Genomic DNA, 20,299 nt, shown 5'->3' on the forward strand with positions numbered 1-20,299 from the left:
AGCCGTACAGACCTCTCTTCGAAAAGGACCCATCACCCGTGACGGACGTGAACACTCCGCCCGCAGAGCCGGCAGAGCCGACAGAGCGCATCGAGCCGGTCGACATCCAGTCGGAGATGCAGCGCAGCTACATGGACTACGCGATGTCGGTCATCGTGTCCCGTGCGCTGCCCGACGTCCGCGACGGGCTCAAGCCGGTGCACCGCCGCGTGCTGTACGCCATGTACGACGGCGGCTACCGCCCCGACCGGGGTTACTTCAAGTGCTCCCGCGTCGTCGGCGACGTCATGGGCTCCTACCACCCGCACGGCGACTCGTCGATCTACGGCACCGTCGTACGGCTGGCACAGCCCTGGGCGCTGCGCTACACCCTGGTCGACGGCCAGGGCAACTTCGGATCGCCCGGCAACGACATGCCGGCCGCCATGCGGTACACCGAGTGCAAGCTCGCGCCGATCGCCATGGAGATGATCCGTGACATCGACAAGGACACCGTCGACTTCCAGCCCAACTACGACGGGCGTTCGCAGGAGCCGCTGGTCCTGCCGTCGCGGTTCCCGAACCTCCTGGTCAACGGCTCGGCCGGCATCGCGGTCGGCATGGCCACGAACATCCCGCCGCACAACCTGCGCGAGGTCGCCGAGGGCATCAAATGGTGCCTGGAGAACCCCGAGGCGGACGACGAGGAGCTGCTGGAAGCGCTGATCGCCCGGGTCAAGGGCCCCGACTTCCCCACCGGCGCGCTCATCGTGGGCCGCCGCGGCATCGACGACGCCTACCGCACCGGCCGCGGGTCGATCACCATGCGGGCGATCGTGGAGGTCGAGGAGGACGCCAAGGGCCGCCAGTGCCTGGTCGTCACCGAGCTGCCCTACATGGTCAACCCGGACAACCTCGCGCTGTCCATCGCCGAGCTGGTGAAGGACGGCCGGATCAACGGCATCGCCGACGTCCGCGACGAGAGCTCCTCCCGGGTCGGCCAGCGCCTGGTGATCGTGCTCAAGCGCGACGCGGTCGCCAAGGTCGTGCTGAACAACCTCTACAAGCACACCCAGCTGCAGACCACCTTCGGCGCCAACATGCTGGCCCTGGTCGACGGGGTGCCGCGCACCCTGCGGCTGGACCAGTTCGTGCGCCACTACGTGGCGCACCAGGTCGAGGTCGTGGTCCGCCGTACCCGCTACCTCCTGCGCAAGGCCGAGGAGCGCGCCCACATCCTGCGCGCGCTGCTCAAGGCGCTGGAGCGGCTGGACGAGGTCATCGCCCTGATCCGGCGTTCGCCGTCGGCCTCGGCGGCCCAGGGCGGCCTGATGACGATGCTGGAGATCGACGAGGTCCAGGCGCAGGCCATCCTCGACATGCAGCTGCGCAAGCTCGCCGCCCTGGAGCGGCAGCAGATCACCGACGAGCACGACGCGCTGATGACGCAGATCACCGACTACCAGGAGATCCTGGCCTCGCCGCAGCGGCAGCGGACGATCATCCTCGACGAGCTCACCGAGATCGTGAACAGGTATGGCGACGAGCGCAAGTCGGAGATCATCGCCTACGAGGGCGACATGTCGATCGAGGACCTCCTCGCCGAGGAGGACATGGTCGTCACGATCACCCGCGGCGGCTACGCCAAGCGCACCAACATCGACCTGTACCGGGCGCAGCGGCGCGGCGGCAAGGGGGTGCGCGGCGCCCAGCTCCGCCAGGACGACATCGTCGACCACTTCTTCGTCACCACGACGCACCACTGGCTGCTGTTCTTCACCAACAAGGGCCGCGTCTACCGGATCAAGGCGTACGAGCTGCCGGACGCCGCCCGCGACGCGCGCGGCCAGCACCTGGCGAACCTCCTGGCCATGCAGCCCGACGAGGTCATCATGGAGGTCCTGGACCTGCGTGACTACGACGTGGCCCCGTACCTCGTGCTGGCCACCCGGCACGGCCTGGTGAAGAAGACGCGCCTCACGGAGTACGACTCGCCGCGTTCGGGCGGTCTCATCGCCATCAACCTCCGGGAGGACGACGAGGTGATCGCCGCCCGGCTGGTGTCCGAGGACGACGACCTCCTTCTCATCTCCCGCGGCGCCCAGTCGATCCGCTTCACCTCCACCGACGAGGCGCTGCGCCCGATGGGCCGGGCGACCAGCGGCGTGATCGGCATGCGGTTCCTGGAGGGCGACGAGCTGCTGGCGATGAACCGCATCGCCGACGGCGACGACGTGCTGATCGCCACCGAGGGCGGCTACGCCAAGCGCACCCCGGCCGACCAGTACCCGGTCCAGGGAAGGGGCGGCAAGGGTGTCCTGACGGCTAAGATCGTCAGCTCCCGTGGCAAGCTTGTGGGTGCTGCCATGGTCAGGCCGGAGGACGAGGTCTTCGCGATCACGTCCAACGGCGGTGTAATCCGGACCAGCGCAGGAGAGATCAAGCAGTCCGGTCGCCAGACCATGGGGGTACGTCTGATGAATCTCGCGGAAGGTGACAGCGTCGTGGCGCTCGCGCGCAACGCCGAGGCCGCCGGGGCCCGTGACAATGCCGAGGCCCTCGCGGTCCCGGAGAGCGGCGAAGGGGAGTGACACGTGGATGCCCAGGGAAAAAAGGGTCCACGTCCGGCTTCCTCGTCGACACGCGATCAGGTAACGGAGAAGATGGACAAGACCGCGGGGGCCGAGGCCGCCGGAGCGGTCGAGTCGCCGGCCGACGGTAGAACGCCGGGGACCGGTGAATCGGTGACCGACGATCTCAAGGGCAGGCAGAACGTGACGGCGATCGAGGACGGCAAGCCAAGCGAGTCCGCGGTGCGTATCCGCCCGGCGTCCCCGGACGCGGGCAACTCCTCCTGGACTCCCGGGGACCTGTCGTCCTCCGGGTCACCGGGCATCCCGGCCACCGACAAGAAGGTCGCCGAGGCCCCCGCGAAGGCGCCGCGCAAGGCCCACCTCGTGCTGCGCCGGGTCGAGCCGTGGTCGGCGATGAAGTTCAGCTTCGTGGTGTCGCTGGTCTGCTTCGTGGTGCTGTTCGTCGCGGTCGCCGTGCTCTACATGGCGCTGTCCAGCCTGGGGGTGTTCGACAACATCATCCAGATGGTGAACCAGGTGACCACGGCGGACGGCAAGTCCACCGGCGGCATCGACGCCGCCGCCTGGTTCGAGCCGGTGCGGATCCTGGGCTACACCGCCCTGATCGGCGCGGTGAACGTCGTGCTGATCACCGCCCTGGCCACCCTCGGTGCCGTGATCTACAACATCGCCTCCGACCTGGTCGGTGGTGTCGAGGTCACCTTCAGCGAGGCTGAATAGCCGTCCCGCGCCGTGTCCCCGGCAGCCCGGCCGTCCCCGGTCCGCGGGCCGGGGACATGGCGCGAACGGGTGCCGGAAGAGGGTAAGCTTTTCCCTGTTCGAACGAACGGATTCGCCTCCGCAGAGCGGATGCGATACCGTTTCTTCGCGACGAGGGGCTATAGCTCAGTCGGTTAGAGCGCTTCCCTGATAAGGAAGAGGTCCCAGGTTCAAGTCCTGGTAGCCCCACCACGAAAAAGCGGTTCAGAGGCCGGTTCCCGAGATTCGGGAGTCGGCCTTTCGGCTGTTCGACCGTCATCTGACCGTCGCGCCGTCCGCCACGAGTGGGCGCTGACGTGTTCAAGAGGTCCTCCCGGCGTCCTGGGTGTCATCCTGCCGGTCCCTATATGCCCTTCGGGGTGCTTCACCGGGCGCGGCCGCCGTTGGGCGCCCTCGCTGAGCCGAGGGGTCCGAGCCTTCCTGCCGGACGGTGAACGGCTCGGGCGAGAGAAGGGGCGGAGCAGGTTCGTGCGCGAGCTTCGCGGACCACGGTCAGCGTCCCGGTCGTGCTTTCCGCACCGAACACCTCGGTTCCGTCACCGGGTCCCCCTGGCTTCTGTTGAAGCCGCACTGAGTTCTGTTCATTGGTGGCGAAAGTCGTTAATCTCGTCGTAATCGGCCCCACGGGTCCGAGCCGCATCTCCCCATCCAGGGGTCGTACCTCATGGAGCGAGAAGTGACGATGGCGCGCTGCCTGGGCCGGTTGCTTCTGGTGGTCGTCGTCGGCGCGCTGGCGACCGCCGCCCTGGCGGCGCCCGCTTCCGCCCACGGACAGCTCGCGATGTCGACGCCGGTCAAGGGCGGCACGGTGCGCGAGCCGATGAAGTCCCTCGCGCTCTACTTCACCGAGGTGCCCGCCTCGAACGCGTACTTCGCGGTCACGGCTCCCGGCGGCGCCCGGGTCGACCGGCCCTGGACGCACGGCCGGCCCGAACGCCTCGACAAGCCGGTCCAGGAGTACAACCTCGTCAACGGGGTGTGGGAACCGAGCGTGTACAACACCGGATTCCCGGCGGAGATCCCGGTCGCCTACTGGCCGGAGCGGGGCGAGTACGTCGTCCGGTACCTGTCGATCGCCTCCGACGGGGAGCCGGTGCGGGGAGAGCTGCGGTTCACCTACAAGGGCGGGACCTCGGGGCCGCCGAAGGGCTGGCGGGCTCCGGACAACGAGCCCGACCCCGCCCTGCTCGCCTCGGCCGGGCCCGGGAACGGCACCCAGGCCCCGGTGCCCGAGACCGGCGGCAGCCCGGCGGTGATCGGCCCGGCGGTGCCACAGACCGGCGGCAGCCAGGCCGCGGTTCCCGAGACCGGTACGGCCGGCGCTCCCACCGGTGACGCGCAGCCGGCCGGTTCCGGCACCGGGTCGTCGGTATGGCTGGTCCCCGCGGTCCTCGTCGTCGGAGCGGGCGTCCTGGTGGTACGGGCCGCGCGGCGGCCCGCACCCACCGCCGCGGCGGTCCGGCGGCCTTCCGGCCGCCCGCAGGCCAGGGCGCCCTCACGCGCGCCGGCGTCACGCACCCCCCACCGCCCTGAATCCGCCAAGCGACGCTGATTCGCCGCCCTGCCCCCAGGAGAACCCCCATGACGATCGTGCCTGCGCGCCTGCGCCCGCTGCTCGCCGCGCTCCCGCTCGGCGTGGTCCTGCTGACGACCACGTCGGCCTGTGGAGGGCCGGATGCCGCCGCCCCCACCCGGTCCGCCGCCCCGGGATCCACCGAGACGGCCGCCCCCGCTCCCGCGGAGCCGGATCCCGCGACCTCCGGAGAGTCGGCGTCCGCCGCCCCCGCGGACCCGGCGGTGAAGGAGATCACCGTCACCATCGCCGGCCGGAAGGTCACGCCGCCGACGAGACGGATCGAGGTGGCCAGGGGCCAGACGGTGCGGATCACGGTCACCGGCGACACCGCCGACGAGGCGCACCTGCACGGGTACGACAAGGAGGCCCAGCTGAAGCCCGGCACCCCCGCGAGCATCGAGTTCGTCGCCGACGAGACCGGGTTGTTCGAGATGGAGACCCACGAGTCCGGGCTGCAGCTGTTCCAGCTCGTCGTCCGTTAGGCCGGCCGGGATGTGGCCGGCTCACGGCGTCGGCGGTCGTCAGGACCTGCCGATTCCGTTCTCGGCCGCGCTGACCGGCGCGGTCCTCGCGTTGCTGGTGTCGTTCGTGGCGCTCGGCGCGCTGTGGAGGGAACCACGGCTGGGCGCCGCCCTCACCGGTGCCCGCTCGTTGCCCGCCGCCGTCCGGACGGCGGTGACCGCGCCGGCCTGGCGGTGGGTCTGGCGAGCCGCCGGGCTCGTCGCCGCGGCGTACTTCTGCATCGGGCTGATCTTCGGTCCCGATCGGGCCGACAATCCCACGGCCGGGGCGTTCTACGTTCTGTTCTGGGTCGGCCTGGTGCCGCTGTCACTGCTGTTCGGCCCGGTGTGGCGCGGCCTGAACCCGCTGCGGACGCTGCACCTGCTGGCCTGCGAGGGGCTCGGGCGCGACCCGGAACTCGGCCTGCGGCCGCTGCCCGCGGGCGTCGGATACCGGCCCGCCTGCGTGGGACTGTTCGCCTTCGTCTGGCTGGAACTCGTCGCCCCGGAGCGGGCCACCCTGCCGGTCATCGGGGCCTGGCTCGCGGCCTACACCGTGCTCACACTCGCCGGGGCGGTGGTCTTCGGCTCCCGGTGGTTCGACCACGCGGATCCGTTCGAGGTCTACAGCGACCTCGTGGGCAGGCTGGCCCCGGTGACCGGACACCGCGACGGCGTGCTGGTCTGGCGCAACTCCCTGGACGGCATGGCGGGGCTGCGACCGGCGCCGGGGCTGACGACACTGGTGGTCGTGCTCCTGGGCTCGACCATGTACGACAGCCTGTCCAACGCCCCGGTCTGGGTGCGCTTCACGCAGGAGAGCGCGGTGCCGGCCCCGGTCACGGGCACCGCCGGCCTGGTCGCCGTCATCGCCCTGGTGCTCGCGGCGTACCGGGCCGCGACGGCGCTGGCCGGCCGGTGGGGTGCGGCGGAGCCGGGTACGACGGCGGGAGAGATCGCCCACTCGATGGTGCCGATCGCCGTCGGGTACGTGGTGGCCCACTACTACACCCTGTTCCTCCTGGAGGGGCAGCGGACCATCGCCCTGCTGTCCGATCCGCTGGACACCGGCGCCGACTGGCTGGGCACCGCCGGGTGGACCGTCCAGGCGCTCGGCACCACCCCCGCGGGGGTCGCCACCCTCCAGGTCACGGTCATCGTCGTCGGTCACGTGCTGGGCACCGTACTGGCCCATGACCGCGCGCTGGCCCTGTTCCCCCGGCGTACCGCCGTCCTCGGGCAGATCCCCCTGCTCGTGCTGATGGTGGTCTACACCGTGGTGGGCCTGCTCCTCCTGTTCGCCGCCTGAGCCGCTCGGGACAGGCGGCGGCCCAGGGACTGGGCCGGGCGCTCGACGGCCCGGTAGGTCAGCTCCGCGCAGCCGAGCACCACCGCCAGCAGCAGGACGGCCATGACGAGCCGTTCGGCGAGGGGGAAGCGGGCGGGGTCCGCCGTCAGCCGCCGGAGGACCTGGATCGCGAGGGGATGCAGCAGGTAGACGGAGTAGCTGATCATGCCGAGCCGGACGAGGAGACGGGGCATCGCCCGGTTCCGCAGAAGACGGGCGGCCAGGAAGGTCGCCCAGGCCGCCGCGACGGCGGCGGTCCAGCCCCAGGTGAAGGCCCGCGCCTGGTCGTCGGGCATGCCCCAGCCGGGGCCGAACGCCCACGCGGCTCCGGCGGACGCGACCGGCACGAGGCCGAGCAGCCACCCGGTCCTCCTCCGGCCGGCCTGTCCCTGGTCGAGCCGGTAGAAGACGGTGCCGGCGAACATCGTCGCGAGGATGGCGAGACTCTGCCACGCCCCGACCCGGCTGTTGACGCCGAGCAGCACCAGGGCGAGCACGGCCGCCGCCGCGGTGCCGTACCGGCGGAGGCTCCCGCCGCAGGCCAGAGACGCGGCGGCCGCGAGCAGCACGACCGCGGTCGTCACCACGACCGGCGTGGTGCCCAGGCCGTGTGACAGCGCGCCCGCCGGGAGCAGCCCTCCCACGGCGACGGCCGCCACGGCGAAGGCGAGCATGCCGGTGACGCTGAAGCGGTGCACGCCGGCCGTGAACATGGCGGTCACGAGGAGGTAGAAGACCATCTCATAGGAGAGGGTCCAGAACACGTTGACGACGCTGTTCACCTGAAGCAGGTCCTGGAGCATCGTCAGGTGCGCCAGGGCCGCGACGCCCGGGGCGTCCGCCAGCTGGTCCGGCAGCGGGGTGTACACGCCCGCGACGCCGAACGCCGTCCCGGCCGCCGCGGCGACGAGCCACAGGGGGTACAGCCGGAAGACCCGGTTGATCCAGAACCCGCCGACGCTGCCGCGCCGTTCGAGCGAGACCGGCACCACGTAGCCGCTGACGAGGAAGAACACGAGCACGCCGTACTGGCCGAAGTCGAACCACGGGCCGGCGGTCGCGCGCACCTCCGGGAGGAGCGCGTCCAGGGAGTGCTCGAACACCACGACCAGCGCGGCCATGCCGCGCAACGCGTCCAGCCACCCCTGCCGTGGTGCGGACGGCGGCCGCGACCGCGGGGGCGGGGCCTCCTCCCGGGCAACGCTCCGACTCGTCTCCACAACTCCGGCGAACATCCGGTCAGGGTAGGCGGTCATCCTGGGAGATTCGTAAGCGCATCCTGAAGGCGGGCTCGACGGACCGGCCGCCGGCCGATGGGAGGTACGGGCGGAGGTGCCGGAATGAGGCCCCTGATCATGGACGACCAGGGGCCGCCTACGTCCGCGACAGGCTGATCCGGTCGCGTTCCCGCTGAGCCCGCTGTTACCTGGTTATTCGTATGGGTATGCGATTCAGTGACCGATATGGCCCTCGGATGGCCGTGACCTCCACGCGGAAGAGGAAAGTCCCATGCGCGCCTTGCTGATCACCCTGGGAGTCGTCGCGGTGGTGTTCATCCTGCTCGGCCTGTTGCTCAAGGCCCTGAAGTGGCTGCTTATCATCGGTCTGATCGCCCTGGTCGCCGCGGTCGTGATGGGCGTCGTCGAGGCCCGTCGCGCCGGCCGCGAGCCGTAGACGCGCGCGAGGACCTCCGGCCCCGCCGTCGCGCCGTACGCCCCGAGGTGCCTCAGCGCCCGCCGCTGCGGGCCGCCAGGAACGCGACGAGGCCGACGCCGAGGAAGACGGCGGGAAGCAGCAGGACGGAGCCCACGGCCCACAGCCCGCTGTCGTCGGACGTGGCGGCGCCGACCGTCCAGGCCAGCCAGGTCACGCCCGCGACGGCGAGGGTGCCGGACTTCGGGACGCCGTACCGGCCGGCGAGGAAGGCGAGCACCCCCAGGACGACGACGAAGCCCGCCACCTGCCACGGCTGGTATGGGCCGCTGACGCCGCCGTCCGGCGCGACGTCCTTCTGCCGGTCCCAGCCCAGCCAGGCGAGGTAGTTCGCCAGGGAGGCCACGGCCAGGGTCACACCGATCCGGGCGCTCCGCGCGGCGTCCGCGCGGGATCCGTTGTCTTCGGGCACCGTTCCACGGTAGCCCGCCGGAGGCCCGTCGCCCATACGTTCACGCCGCCGGGGTTCACGGCCGCGCGAAACGGGACGGGCCGTTCTCCAGGCCGGCGATGATGAGGTCCACGGCCACCGCGAACGTCGCGTCGGCGTCGTCCACGCCGTCGAGCTCCGCGAGCCTCGCGAGCTCCGCGAGGAGGCCCTCGCTCTCGGCGGTGATGAAGCCGGAGACGAACGTGAAGAGCGCCGTGCGGGTGTGGGCGAGCCGGTCCGCGGGGACCCCGGCGGCGACCAGGATGCGGTTGTAGACCACCCAGAGCGCGCCCGACTGGTCCACGACGTCGGGGTGGGTGTTCATGTGGGACCACAGCGAGGGGTGGGAGCGGGCGATCGAGCGGTAGGCGTGCGCCAGGGCCCGGAGCTGGTCCTGCCAGGGGGCGCCGTCGTCGGGGGGCAGCCGCACCTCGGCGGCGACGAGGGCGCAGACGCCGCGCAGCAGGTCGGTCCGGTCCTGGACGTGGTGGTAGAGGGACATCGGGTTGACGTCGAGCTCGGCCGCCAGCTTGCGCATGGACAGCTTCTCCACGCCCGCGGCGTCGATCAGCCGCAGGGCCGTCATGTGGATCTCCTCCGGGGTCAGGGGCCGTCCCCTGCGCGCGCTCACTGCCATACACCGTATGATAGCTTCCATACGGTGTATGGCTGGCGGTGCGGGAGCCGCCGCCGAAGGAGGGATTTCCATGGCCGCGACTCGGTCGATTCCCGCCCCCCGGGGGCTGCCCGTGCTCGGTAACACCCTGCAGGTCCCGGCGCACTCGCCCGCCGCGTTCTTCGACGAGACCGCGGCGGAGCACGAGGAGGGGATCTTCCAGCTCGACCTGCTGGGCCGCCGGGTCCTGTTCGTCTACGACCCCGACCTGGTCGCCGAGGTCTGCGACGAGACGCGCTTCTACAAGGGCATCGACCCGCCGCTGTCGATCGTGCGCGACTTCAGCGGCGACGGGCTGTTCACCGCCCGCCACGACGAGCCCGTCTGGGGACAGGCGCACCGCATCCTGATGCCGGCGTTCGGCCAGCGGTCCATGAAGACGTACTTCCCGCAGATGCTGGAGGTCGCCGAGGCGCTGGTGGACAAGTGGTCGCGGTCCGACCGGGTCAACGTGCCCGAGGACATGACCCGGCTCACCCTCGACACGATCTCGCTGACCGGGTTCGGCTACCGGTTCGATTCCTTCTCCTCCGACGAGCTCCACCCCTTCCTGCGGTCCATGGGCAACGCGCTGACCGAGGCGATGCTCCGCAACCGGCAGCTTCCCGTCGTCACCAGGATGAAGAAGAGGCGCGAGGAGGACTACCGCGCCGACATCCGCGTGATGCAGGACCTGGTGGACGACGTGATCAGGCGACGCCGCGAGGAGGGCGGCGGGGGCACGGGCGACCTGCTCGGCCTGATGCTGGAGGCAGCCGACCCGCGCACCGGCGAGCGGCTGTCGGACGAGAACATCCGCGACCAGGTCCTCACCTTCCTGATCGCCGGGCACGAGACCACGAGCGGCCTGCTGTCGTTCGCGCTGTACAACCTGCTGCGCAACCCGCACGTGCTCGCCCTCGCCTACGCCGAGGCGGACCGGCTGCTGCCCGGCGACACGGCGCCGACGTACGAGACGATCATGAAGCTGGACGTGATCCCGCGGATCCTGGAGGAGACGCTGCGGATCTGGTCCCCGATCCCGGCGTTCGGCGTCAAGGCGTTCGACGACACCGCGATCGGCGGTTACCCGGTCCGCAAGGGGCAGACCTGCGTCGTCCTGCTGCCGTCGCTGCACCGGCACCCGAAGGCGTGGGACCGGCCGGAGGAGTTCGACATCGACCGCTGGCTGCCGGAGAACAAGGCGGCCCACCACCCGGCCGCCTACAAGCCGTTCGGCAACGGCGAGCGGGCCTGCATCGGGCGGCAGTTCGCGCTGACCGAGGCCCGGCTCGCCCTGGCGATGGTGCTGCAGAGGCTCGCGGTCTCCGACCCCGGCGTCTACCGGATGCGGATCAAGCAGACGCTCACCCTCAAGCCCGACGACTTCACGATCGGCGTGCGGGAGCGCAGGCCGTACGAGAGGGGGACGGCGGGGGCCGCGGCGGACACCGGGCAGGACGCCGCCGAGGCCGCCGAGACGGCGCTCGCCGTCGGCTCCGGCACCGCCCTCACCGTCGCCTACGGTTCCAACCTCGGCAGCTCGGCCGACATCGCTGAGCGGCTGGCCGACCGGGCCGCGCGGTCCGGGTTCGCGACCACGCTGACCACGCTCGACGACCTCGTCCCGCCGTCCGAGGGGGCGCTCGTCGTCGTCACCTCCACCTACAACGGCAAGGCGCCCGACAACGCCCAGCGCTTCGACGCGCTCGACGGCCTGCCGCCCATGGACGGCGTACGGCTCGCGCTGCTCGGCTGCGGCAACACCCAGTGGCCGACCTACCAGGGCTTCCCCCGCCGCGCCTTCGACAAGCTCGTCGGCGCCGGGGCCGTGCCCCTGGTCGAGCGGGGCGAGGCCGACGCCGACGGCGACTTCGACGGCGACGTGTCGGCGTGGACCGCCGGGCTGTGGGCGGCGCTGGCGGCCGAGTACGGCACCGCCGCCGCCGCCGACGCCGCGCCCCGCTACGAGATGGAGGTCCTCACCGAGGCCGACGTGCGTCCTTCCGTCGTGTCCCCGGAGGCGGTCCCGCTGACCGTGCTGTCCAACGAGGAGCTGACCGGCGACCCGGCCGGGCTGTGGGACCTCTCGCTGGAGGCCCCGCGGCCGGGGGTGCGCTCCATCGTGGCCGAACTGCCGGAGGGCGTGACCTACACCGCGGGCGACCACCTGGCCGTCTTCGGCAAGAACGACCCCGAGCTGGTCGAGTGGGCGCTGCGCTGCCTGCGCGTCCCGCGCGACCAGGTGGTACGGCTCCGCGCGCGGGGCACGACCCACCTGCCGGTGGACACCCCGGTGACGGCCGGGCTGCTGCTGTCGGAGTTCGCCGAGCTGCAGGAGGTCGCCACGCGTTCCGACCTCGCGGCGCTGGCCGCGCACACCGGATGCCCCTGGACCACGGAACGGCTCGCCGCCCTCGCCGACGACTACGCCGACGAGGTCCTGGCCAAGCGGGTCTCGGTGCTCACGCTGCTGGAGCGCTTCCCGGCGATCACGCTGCCCCTGCCGGTGTTCCTGGAGCTGGCCGGCCCGATCCGGCCGCGCTACTACTCGATCTCGTCCTCGCCGCTGGCCGGCCCCCGCCGGGTGCGGATCACCGTCGGGCTGGTCGAGGGCCCGGCCTGGTCGGGCGGCGGCTCCTACCGGGGGATGTGCTCGGCCTACCTGGCGGGGCTGGAACCCGGCGAGGTGTTCTACGGCTACGTGCGGGTCCCCGCCCCGCCGTTCCGGCTGCCCGGCGACCCGGCCACGCCGGTGATCCTGGTGGGGCCGGGCACCGGGTTCGCGCCGCTGCGGGGCTTCCTGGAGGAGCGGGCGCTGAACGGCGCGACCGGCCCGGCCGAGGTGTTCTACGGCTGCCGCCACCCCGGGCACGACTGGCTGTACCGCGACGACCTGCGGGCGTGGGAGGACACCGGGACCACCGGGGTGCACCTGGCGTTCTCCGCCGTGCCCGGCCACCCCTTCCGGTTCGTCCAGGACGCGATCGCGGCCCGCGCCGACCGGGTGTGGGAACTGCTGGAGCGGGGCGCGCACGTCTACGTGTGCGGTGACGGCCTGCGGATGGCGCCCGCCGTACGGCGGGTCCTGGCGGAGATCCACCGGGAGCGGACCGGCGGCGACGGCGAGGAGTGGCTGCGCGCCCTTGAGGCCGAGGGCCGCTACCAGCAGGACGTCTTCGCCTGACCCTCCCGGGAGGGTGCGCCCTCCCGGGACGCCGGTGCACCATCCCGGGACGCCAGTGCGCGGCGGACCCGGGCGTCGTCGGAGCGCTCCAGTTCGTCGAGGGCCAGCTCCACGGCGGCCAGTTCCGCCTCCAGACGCGGAAGGAGGAGGTCGCGCAGCGCGCGGATCCGCCGGCCGGTCGCCGCCTCCTCCTCGGTGAGGATCCGTGCGGCCTCCGCCGCCGCCGCGTGCTCGACCGCGGCGCGCAGGGCGGCCAGGCAGGCGTCCCTGGCCGGGACGAGCGCCGCCGTACCCGGAAGCGGGGGCGGCGCGCCCGGTTCGGACGGCCGGAGGACGGCGTGGCCGGGGTGGCCGGTTCCCATGGAGTCGGCCCACTCCACCCGGACCTCGGCGAGCGGGCCGCCGGCGGCGAGCCGGATCGCCCGGTGCCCGCCCAGCAGCGAGGCGCGCAGCAGCCAGGCGTCGGCCTCCCGGCAGGCAGCCTCCCAGCCCGCGCCGGTGCGTGCCGCGACGTCCGCGAGACGGTCCCGTTCCAGCCGCAGGATGCGGCGCTTGCGGTCGAGGACCGTCAGCCCGCGCCGCAGGGCGGCCAGGCGGTGCCGCAACCACAGGCGTCCGGCCCGTCCCGGCGGGACCTTCGGGGTCACGTCCGCTCCCGGTATCCCGCGTCGAGCGCCGCGGGCGACAGCATGGACAGCTCCCGCCGGGGCAGCACGGACACCACCCGCCAGGCCCGCTCGAAGGTCTCGTCGAGGGAGCGGGCCTCGTCCGGCCGCTGGGCCAGCAGCCCGCCGGTGAACGCCTCGGCCATGGCCAGGTAGCGGCGGTCGACGGCGCCGAGCGCGCCCTCGCCGACCAGCTCGGCGAGTTCCGCCGCCTGCCGGGCGCGGGCCAGCGCGGCGAGGAGCTGGGCGGCGAGGTCCATGTGCTCCGGCCTGGTCCGCCCCGGCCCGACCCCCGCCCGCATCATCCGCGACAGCGAGGACAGCGGGTCGATGTGCGGGTACACGGGCACGTCCCGGCTCAGCAGGATCTGCCCCTCGGTGATGTACCCGGTCAGGTCGGGCACCGGGTGGGTGATGTCCCCCGCCGGCATGGTGAGCACCGGCAGCACGGTCACCGAGCCCGCCAGGCCCGTCACCCGCCCGCACCGCTCGTACAGGGAGGCCAGGTCGCTGTACAGGTAGCCGGGGTAGGCCCGCCGGGCGGGGATCTCACCGCGCGCGGAGGACACCTCGCGCAGCGCCTCGCAGTAGCTCGTCATGTCGGCCAGGACGACCAGGACGTGCCGTCCCAGCCCGAAGGCGAGGTGCTCGGCGACGGTGAGGGCGAGCCGCGGGGTGAGGACGCGCTCGATCACCGGGTCGTCGGCGAGGTTGAGCAGCAGGGCGGACTCCCCCGCCGCCAGCCGTTCCTCCAGCGTGTCGCGAACGCTCGCCGCGTCGGCGTGGGTCAGCCCGATGGCGGCGAAGACCACGGCGAACGCCGTGCCGCCGGTGCCGGCCTGGGCGGCGATCTGCGCCGCCAGCTCCAGGTGGGGCAGGCCGCCGGAGGAGAACACGGCGAGCTTCTGCCCGCGCACCAGCGTGGTGAGCGCGTCCACGGCCGAGATCCCGGTGAGCACCGGCTCGGAGGGGGGTTCGCGCCGCGTCGGGTTGAGCGGGAACCCGTTCACGGCGGCGTCGGAGGCGCCGAGAACGGGCGGGCCGCCGTCCAGCGGCCGGCCGCGTCCGTCGCACACCCTGCCCAGCCAGCCGGCGCCGACCGGGACGCGCAGCGGACTTCCGGTGAAGGCCACCCGCGTGCCCTCGGCGCGCAGCCCCGCGGTCCCCTCGAAGACCTGGACGACCGCGAGGTCGCGGTCGGTCTCCAGGACCAGGCCGTGCCTGCGCTCTCCCGACTCCAGCTCGATCGTGGCGTACTCGTCCCACCCGACGCCGCGCACGCCCCGGACCAGGACCAGCGGGCCACGCAACTCCGCCACGCCGGTGTACTCCACCGGGGCCCACACCGTCACCGCGCCGCCTCCAGTTCCCGCAGTACGGCGTCGCGGCGTGCCGGGATCTCCTCCTCGGGCGCGTCCTTGGCGCGGAGCAGGGGGGAGAAGTCGCGGTCCTCGATCGAGGCCGCCGGCACCCCCTGCCCGGCCAGGGCCTGGGCACGGTCGACGACCGCGAGCAGGGCGTCGGCGAGTGCCGCGGTGCGCGCGGGCCCGCAGCGGGCGTCGGCGGGGCTGAGGGCGCTCTGCTGGAGGAAACCCTCGCGGACCAGCCGCCCGCCGAGCAGCGCGACGCGTTCGTGCGGGGGCAGCGTCCCGGCGCCGACCAGTTCGGCCAGCGCGGCCAGGCGGTCGGCCTCGGCCAGCAGCGCCGCCACCCGTGCCCGCCGCGCCGCGCCCTCGGGGGTTCCGCCGGTCAGGGCGTCGGCGTCGCGCGAGAAGGAGCCGCTCCAGGAGACGGCGGGGTAGTGGCGCGCGTAGGCGAGGTCGCGGTCGAGCGTCCACTGCGACCGGACGAAGCGCTGGGTGAGCGTGGTGACCGGTTCGGTCAGGTCACCGCCGGGCGGGGAGACGGCGCCGATGACGGTCACCGAGCCCGTACGGCCGCCGAGCGTGGTGACGCGGCCCGCCCTCTCGTAGAAGGCCGCCAGCGCGGAGGCGAGGTCGGCCGGATAGCCCTCCTCGGCGGGGAGCGCCCCGGAGCGGGAGCCCAGCTCGCGCCGGGCCTCGGCCCAGCGGGACGTCGAGTCCGCGATGACCACCGCGTCGTAGCCCATGTCCCGGAAGTGCTCGGCGACCGTGACGCCGGTGTAGACGCTGGACTCGCGGGCCATCATCGGCATGTTCGAGGTGTTGGCGATCACCACCGTCCGGTCCGCGAGCCGCCCTCCGGTCCGCGGGTCGGGCATTCCGGCCAGTTCGGCCACGACGTCGGCCATCTCGTTGCCGCGCTCCCCGCAGCCGACGTAGACCACCACGTCCGCGTCGCACCATTTCGCGATCTGCTGGAGGAGCACGGTCTTGCCGGTGCCGAACCCGCCGGGGACCGCGACGGTGCCGCCCAGGGAGACCGGCAGCAGCAGGTCGATGACCCGCTGGCCGGTCGTGAGCGGCGTCACCTCGTCCAGGCGGGCGGCGTACGGCAGCGGCCGCCGGACCGGCCACCGCCGTTCCACGGTCACCTCTGCGCCGCCGACGACCGCGACCGGGTCCGCGGCCCGGCACGGGCCGGCCCGCCGGATCGCGGAGACCTCGCCGCCCGGCGACAGCACCAGGTAGGGCGGCGACGCCCCGCTACGGACGGCGCCCAGGGCCGTGCCCCTTCCGGCCACGGCGCCCCGCTCGGCCAGCGGGGCGAACTCCCAGGTGCGGTCGGCCGGCGAGGGCCGGGGCGTGGCCGGGTCCAGCCACAGGCCCGCGCCGCCGAGGGGGCGCAGCAGCCCGTCGAACACCCCGCCCAGCAGGTGCGGCCCGAGCAGGGCCGACAGGGGCGCCCCCCGGAGTCCGGCGCGGTGGCCAGGGGCCAGCCCGCCGGTGTACTCGTACGCCTGGACGGTGGCGTGCGCGCCGCGCAGGGAGACGACCTCGCCGGGCAGCCGGTGGGGTCCCAGTTCGACCAGCTCGAACATCGTGGCCCCGGCCAGGCCGTCGATCTCGACCAGCGGCCCGTTGACCCTGCTCACCGTGCCTGCGGTGTCCCAGGCGTTGACGGCGTCCCCGGCGTCCCCGGCGTCCGTGGCGTCCCCGGCGTCCGTGGCGTTGACGGCGTCCGTGGCGTTCACGGCGTCCACAACCGCGCCGTCTCGGCTCCGAGCGCGTCCACGGCCCGGCCCGCGAGCGCGGGCAGCGAGCAGTCCACGCGGCGGTCCCGCCCCTCGGCCACGATCCCGCCCTCGGGATGCTCGCGCACCGTCAGGTCCGCGCCGCCCGACGCCCTGGCCAGCTCGGTCAGACGCTCGACGAGGCGGGGGTAGCAGGGGTCGTCCCGCAGCGCCGTGACCGCCGCCACCGCGCGTTCGCGCAGCTCCTCCAGAACCTCTCGCCTGGCGGCCAGCTCCACGGCGCGGGCGCGCCGCCCGGCCCGGATCCGTGTGACGCGCGCGTGCGCCCGGCCCTCGGCCGCCCCGCGTTCCGCGGCCTCCTCGACCGTGTCGCGCGCCGCGCGCCGGGCCTCGGCCAGCGTCCGCTCTGCGTCGCGCCCGGCGGCGGCGATCACCGCGTCGGCGTCGAGCCGCGCCCGCCGTACCAGGGCCGCGGCGACGGGCTCCAGCGCCTCCCGGATCGGGGTCACCCCGGCATCACCACCCGCAGAGGCCCGCCGTCCGCACCGGCGAGGGCGGCGGCCGCCCGCGGCGTGAGGATCGCCACGGCCACGTCCGGATCCAGGTCCCGCCAGACCGCACGCACCTCGCCGGGATCCTCGGCGGGCAGGACGAGCGCGCCGGCCAGGCCGTACCCGGTCACGCGGACGGCCTCCCCGATGATCGCCACGCTCGCCACGGCCGCTCACGCCCGTCCGATGAGGATGATGCCGATCACCAGCCCGTAGATCGCGATGCCCTCGGCGAGGCCGACGATGACGATGGCCCGGCCGAACAGCTCGGGCCGCTCGCTCATCGCGGCCAGGGCCGCGGCGCCCGTGTACGCCACGGCGATGCCGGCGCCGATCGCCGAGCCCGCGACGGCGATGGCCGCGCCGAGCAGTGCCGTCCCGCTCGCCGCCGCCGGGGCACCGGCCGCAGCCCCCGCGGCCCCCTGCGCGCCGCCGCCGGTCAGCGCCCACACGACGAGCGTGAGGGCGGCCAGCACGATGACGGCGTTCACCGCGTGCAGGCCGCGCCGGAGCCGGACGGACATCACATCGCCTCCCTGGACGTCCGCGCGGGACGCCACGGGCGGAACGGGCGCCCCTCGGCCTGGAACAGCCGGGAGAACAGCTCGTAGTACTCCAGGCGCAGCGCCTGGACGGCGACCACCAGGCCCTCGATCGCGAGCGCGAGCAGGGTGCCCGCGACGAAGACCGCCGCGGCGCCGACGCGGTGCGCGGGCCACAGCGCGGCGGCGGCCGACCAGACGATCGAGCTGATGGCCGCGTGGGTGAGCCCGAAGGCGGCGAGCCGCGCGAACGACGCCACGTTCGCGCCCAGGCGCACGACGACGTCGAACAGGTGCACGGCGGCCTGCGCCGTACCGTCGAGGCCGCCGCCCGCCTCCGCCAGGAAACCGGCGAACGCCAGCGCGAGCCCGGCGGCGGCGAGAAGCCCCCCGGCCACCGTGAGCCCGTCCAGCCGCAGGTACCACCCGGCGAACGCCAGCCCGAACCCGAGGAACACCGCAGCTCCCGCGATCCCGGCGGAGGAGTAGAGCGCGGCCTGGAGGCCGCCCTCGCGCCACCGGTTCACGATGCCGAGGAGATAGGCGGCGCCGAGCAGCAGCGCGCCCGCGCTCACGGCGGCGAGCAGCAGCTGGAGGGGATGGGACAGCGGCGCGAGCCAGAGCACCGGCACGACGCCCGTCGGCCCGAAGAACTCGCCGTAGAGAAGGCCGAAGAGCACGCTCGCCAGCCCCGCCCCGGCCGCGAACGGCCACGCCCGGTGGAACCGGGCGAGCCGCCGTGGACGGCCCAGGAACAACCCCGCCGCGGCGCACAGGAGCAGCAGGCCGTGCCCGGCGTCGCCGAACATCATGCCGAACATCAGGACGTACGCGCCGGCCGCGAGCGGCGTGGGGTCGATGTCGGAGTACGGCACGGTCCCGTAGGCGGACACCAGCGGGGACAGGGACCCGCTCAGCCCCTCCGTGCGCAGTACGGACGGCGCCTCGACGCCTCTGGGGCGGGCGATCGGCACGACCGCGCCCCCGGCGGGCGCCACCCGCGCCGCCAGGTCGCCGACCACGCCGGCGGGCGTCCACCCGGCGAGCGCCGCGACCCCCTCACGGACCACGGCCGCCCCTGCCACGGTCCGCGGTGAGGCGTCCGGCGGTGTGGAGAGCTCCACCGCCCCGGCGTCCGCCACCCGGGTGAGCACCTCGTCCAGGGACTCCACGGGGGCCACGATCGCCACCCGCTCCATGCGCACCGGGCGCAGGGCCTCCCGCCAGCCCACGCGGTCAGGCGAGGGCATCGCCGTCACCGCCCCACCCGGCGGGCCCGACCACGCCGCCGTCCGGGGCGGTGGATTCGAGGGCATCGCCGTCACCGCCCCGCGCCGCCAGTTCCAGCGCGCCGCGGATCCGCCGGGCGTCGGCGGCCAGCACCGCCGCCACCCCCGCCACCGGAGCCGCCGAGAAACCCGGCCCCGCGACCAGGTTCCGGCCGTCGTCCTCCAGGCGCGCCCACCAGTGCCGCTCGCCGATCCACAGCGCCTCGGGACCGCCGATCCCGCGCAACGCCCAGCGGGCGGTGAAGGGGAGGCGCTCGGCCATCTCCGCCACGGACGCCGCCGCTACGGCGTCCGCTCCCAGCAGCGCACGGCAGCGATCACGTGACCTCGGGGGCAGCTCGCGCCCCTCGGCGTACCGTTCCCTGGCCACCAGCAGCGCCGTCGCGCCGAGAACCCAGGCTCGTGCGGCGGGCGGCACGGTGTCGGCGAGCCGCCCGGCCCACGCCAGGCGCATGCCGAGCTGGATCTCGCGGTGGCCGGGACCGCCCGGGTCGCCCCACGGCGATCCCCTCAGCGCCGTCCGCAGTTCGGCGAGCGAGCCGCACCGCCGCAGCCGCGGCCAGGCCGTACCCGCGGAACCGAGGGTGAACTCCGGATCGGCCGGGCGTCCCGCCAGACGGCACATCAGCTCGTCCACGTTGGCGATCTCGAACCACCGGGTCAGGACGCGGACCAGCTGCCCGCCCTCCCGGGGCAGCCAGCCGGCGAGCACGCGCAGGTGCCACAGCAGTGTGGCGAGGACCGCCCACTGGGCCTCGCCCAGATCCTGGCCACGCCGCACGTCGTGCCCGTAGGAGGTGACGGCCAGTACGGCCAGCGCCTCCTCCACCGACCCGCACCCGGCGACCCGGCGGGCGACGGCCCGGCCCGCCGCCCTGCGGGCCAGGGCCCTGGCCCGCGTCGAACCGGCGACCCAGGCGGCGGTCATGGCGGCCCACCGGCCAGCGCCCTGACCTCGCCGACGATCCGCGCCACCTCGGCCGTCACGCGGGCCCCGGCCCGCGCGCGCATCTCGTCCGCGGCCCGCTCCGCCTCCCGGACGGCGGTCTCGCTCTCGTCGGCCGCCCGCCGTTCCGCGGCGGACGCCCGCGCCCTCGCGGCCTCCGCCTCTCGCCGCGCCGCCGCCACGACGGCGGCGGCCTCGGCGCGGGCCCGCTCCCGTATCTCCGCGGCCCGGCTCTCGCCCCGTGACCGCTCGGCCGCGCACACGTCCCGCACGTCGGCGAGGGCCGCGAAGACGACGTCGAGCTCGGACTCGTCCCCCGTGGCGTAGTCGGCCGGGACCGCCGCCGGCGCGCCGGGCACCGCGCCGGGCCGGAACCGCTGCAGGAAGTCACCCAGCCGGGTCACCGCCACTTCCGTCACCTCCCGTCGCCTCCGCCTCGCCGGTCGTCCG

Annotated in this window: 19 protein-coding genes and 1 tRNA gene; 8 read left to right on the plus strand and 12 right to left on the minus strand. The window is 73.9% G+C overall.

Features of this window, described 5'->3' with window-relative positions; genetic code table 11:
- Positions 1 to 38: 38 nt before the first annotated feature.
- From gyrA to AB0D67_RS33245, 6 genes are all read left to right on the plus strand, one after another.
- On the plus strand, positions 39 to 2,570 hold the full coding sequence (gene gyrA / locus AB0D67_RS33220; protein WP_362944794.1) for a DNA gyrase subunit A: 2,532 nt from the start codon (positions 39 to 41) through the stop codon (positions 2,568 to 2,570).
- 72 nt (positions 2,571 to 2,642) lie between these two features.
- Positions 2,643 to 3,293, plus strand: coding sequence for a DUF3566 domain-containing protein (locus AB0D67_RS33225; protein ID WP_362944796.1), 651 nt, complete (start codon positions 2,643 to 2,645; stop codon positions 3,291 to 3,293).
- A 154-nt stretch (positions 3,294 to 3,447) separates the two neighbouring features.
- Positions 3,448 to 3,524, plus strand: a tRNA-Ile gene (locus tag AB0D67_RS33230).
- Positions 3,525 to 4,014: 490 nt separating this feature from the next.
- Positions 4,015 to 4,884 (plus strand): copper resistance protein CopC, encoded by an 870-nt coding sequence (locus AB0D67_RS33235; RefSeq protein ID WP_362944849.1) that lies wholly within the window; start codon positions 4,015 to 4,017, stop codon positions 4,882 to 4,884.
- Between the two features lie 29 nt (positions 4,885 to 4,913).
- On the plus strand, positions 4,914 to 5,390 hold the full coding sequence (locus AB0D67_RS33240) for a hypothetical protein (RefSeq protein ID WP_362944798.1): 477 nt from the start codon (positions 4,914 to 4,916) through the stop codon (positions 5,388 to 5,390).
- 10 nt (positions 5,391 to 5,400) lie between these two features.
- Positions 5,401 to 6,717, plus strand: coding sequence for a hypothetical protein (locus tag AB0D67_RS33245; protein WP_362944800.1), 1,317 nt, complete (start codon positions 5,401 to 5,403; stop codon positions 6,715 to 6,717).
- On the opposite strand, the gene AB0D67_RS33250 is transcribed toward AB0D67_RS33245, so the two are convergent.
- On the minus strand, positions 6,678 to 8,012 hold the full coding sequence (locus AB0D67_RS33250) for an acyltransferase (protein WP_362944802.1): 1,335 nt from the start codon (positions 8,010 to 8,012) through the stop codon (positions 6,678 to 6,680). The two genes, AB0D67_RS33245 and AB0D67_RS33250, sit on opposite strands and share 40 nt — an antisense overlap.
- Before the next feature lie 253 nt (positions 8,013 to 8,265).
- Here AB0D67_RS33250 and AB0D67_RS33255 point away from each other — a divergent pair, with 253 nt between their 5' ends.
- Complete coding sequence (locus AB0D67_RS33255; protein WP_362944804.1) at positions 8,266 to 8,430, plus strand: hypothetical protein; 165 nt, start codon at positions 8,266 to 8,268, stop codon at positions 8,428 to 8,430.
- Positions 8,431 to 8,482: 52 nt separating this feature from the next.
- Here AB0D67_RS33255 and AB0D67_RS33260 read toward each other — a convergent pair whose 3' ends face one another.
- Both AB0D67_RS33260 and AB0D67_RS33265 read right to left on the minus strand, forming a co-directional pair.
- Positions 8,483 to 8,881, minus strand: a complete 399-nt coding sequence (locus AB0D67_RS33260; RefSeq protein ID WP_362944806.1) for a hypothetical protein — start codon at positions 8,879 to 8,881, stop codon at positions 8,483 to 8,485.
- 55 nt (positions 8,882 to 8,936) lie between these two features.
- Complete coding sequence (locus AB0D67_RS33265) at positions 8,937 to 9,536, minus strand: TetR/AcrR family transcriptional regulator C-terminal domain-containing protein (protein WP_362944808.1); 600 nt, start codon at positions 9,534 to 9,536, stop codon at positions 8,937 to 8,939.
- Between the two features lie 70 nt (positions 9,537 to 9,606).
- Between AB0D67_RS33265 and AB0D67_RS33270 the strand changes: the two genes are divergently transcribed.
- Positions 9,607 to 12,741: a cytochrome P450 gene (locus AB0D67_RS33270; protein WP_362944810.1), complete on the plus strand. Its 3,135-nt coding sequence runs from the start codon at positions 9,607 to 9,609 to the stop codon at positions 12,739 to 12,741.
- Here AB0D67_RS33270 and AB0D67_RS33275 read toward each other — a convergent pair.
- From AB0D67_RS33275 to AB0D67_RS33315, 9 genes are read right to left on the minus strand one after another with little or no spacing between them, the layout of a single operon-like run.
- Complete coding sequence (locus AB0D67_RS33275) at positions 12,717 to 13,388, minus strand: V-type ATP synthase subunit D (protein WP_362944812.1); 672 nt, start codon at positions 13,386 to 13,388, stop codon at positions 12,717 to 12,719. The genes AB0D67_RS33270 and AB0D67_RS33275 overlap by 25 nt on opposite strands.
- Positions 13,385 to 14,758 carry a V-type ATP synthase subunit B gene (locus tag AB0D67_RS33280; protein WP_362944814.1) on the minus strand — a complete coding sequence of 458 codons (1,374 nt, stop codon included), beginning with the start codon at positions 14,756 to 14,758 and terminating at the stop codon, positions 13,385 to 13,387. Before AB0D67_RS33280 ends, AB0D67_RS33275 begins: the two co-directional genes overlap by 4 nt.
- Entirely contained in the window at positions 14,755 to 16,521 is a 1,767-nt protein-coding gene (locus tag AB0D67_RS33285; protein ID WP_362944816.1) for a V-type ATP synthase subunit A, read from the minus strand. Before AB0D67_RS33285 ends, AB0D67_RS33280 begins: the two co-directional genes overlap by 4 nt.
- Positions 16,518 to 17,030 carry a hypothetical protein gene (locus AB0D67_RS33290; protein WP_362944818.1) on the minus strand — a complete coding sequence of 171 codons (513 nt, stop codon included), beginning with the start codon at positions 17,028 to 17,030 and terminating at the stop codon, positions 16,518 to 16,520. The genes AB0D67_RS33285 and AB0D67_RS33290 overlap by 4 nt, the downstream gene beginning before the upstream one ends.
- Positions 17,027 to 17,230: a hypothetical protein gene (locus AB0D67_RS33295; RefSeq protein ID WP_362944820.1), complete on the minus strand. Its 204-nt coding sequence runs from the start codon at positions 17,228 to 17,230 to the stop codon at positions 17,027 to 17,029. Before AB0D67_RS33295 ends, AB0D67_RS33290 begins: the two co-directional genes overlap by 4 nt.
- 15 nt (positions 17,231 to 17,245) lie before the next feature.
- A complete protein-coding gene (locus AB0D67_RS33300; protein WP_362944822.1) occupies positions 17,246 to 17,596 on the minus strand; it encodes an ATP synthase subunit C in 351 nt (116 codons plus the stop codon).
- Entirely contained in the window at positions 17,596 to 18,864 is a 1,269-nt protein-coding gene (locus AB0D67_RS33305) for a V-type ATPase 116kDa subunit family protein (protein WP_362944824.1), read from the minus strand. Before AB0D67_RS33305 ends, AB0D67_RS33300 begins: the two co-directional genes overlap by 1 nt.
- Positions 18,851 to 19,831 (minus strand): hypothetical protein, encoded by a 981-nt coding sequence (locus AB0D67_RS33310; protein WP_362944826.1) that lies wholly within the window; start codon positions 19,829 to 19,831, stop codon positions 18,851 to 18,853. Before AB0D67_RS33310 ends, AB0D67_RS33305 begins: the two co-directional genes overlap by 14 nt.
- Positions 19,828 to 20,268: a hypothetical protein gene (locus AB0D67_RS33315; protein WP_362944829.1), complete on the minus strand. Its 441-nt coding sequence runs from the start codon at positions 20,266 to 20,268 to the stop codon at positions 19,828 to 19,830. Before AB0D67_RS33315 ends, AB0D67_RS33310 begins: the two co-directional genes overlap by 4 nt.
- Positions 20,269 to 20,299 lie beyond the last annotated feature (31 nt).

It is taken from the genome of Streptosporangium sp. NPDC048047, assembly GCF_040653115.1.
Lineage (GTDB): Bacteria > Actinomycetota > Actinomycetes > Streptosporangiales > Streptosporangiaceae > Streptosporangium.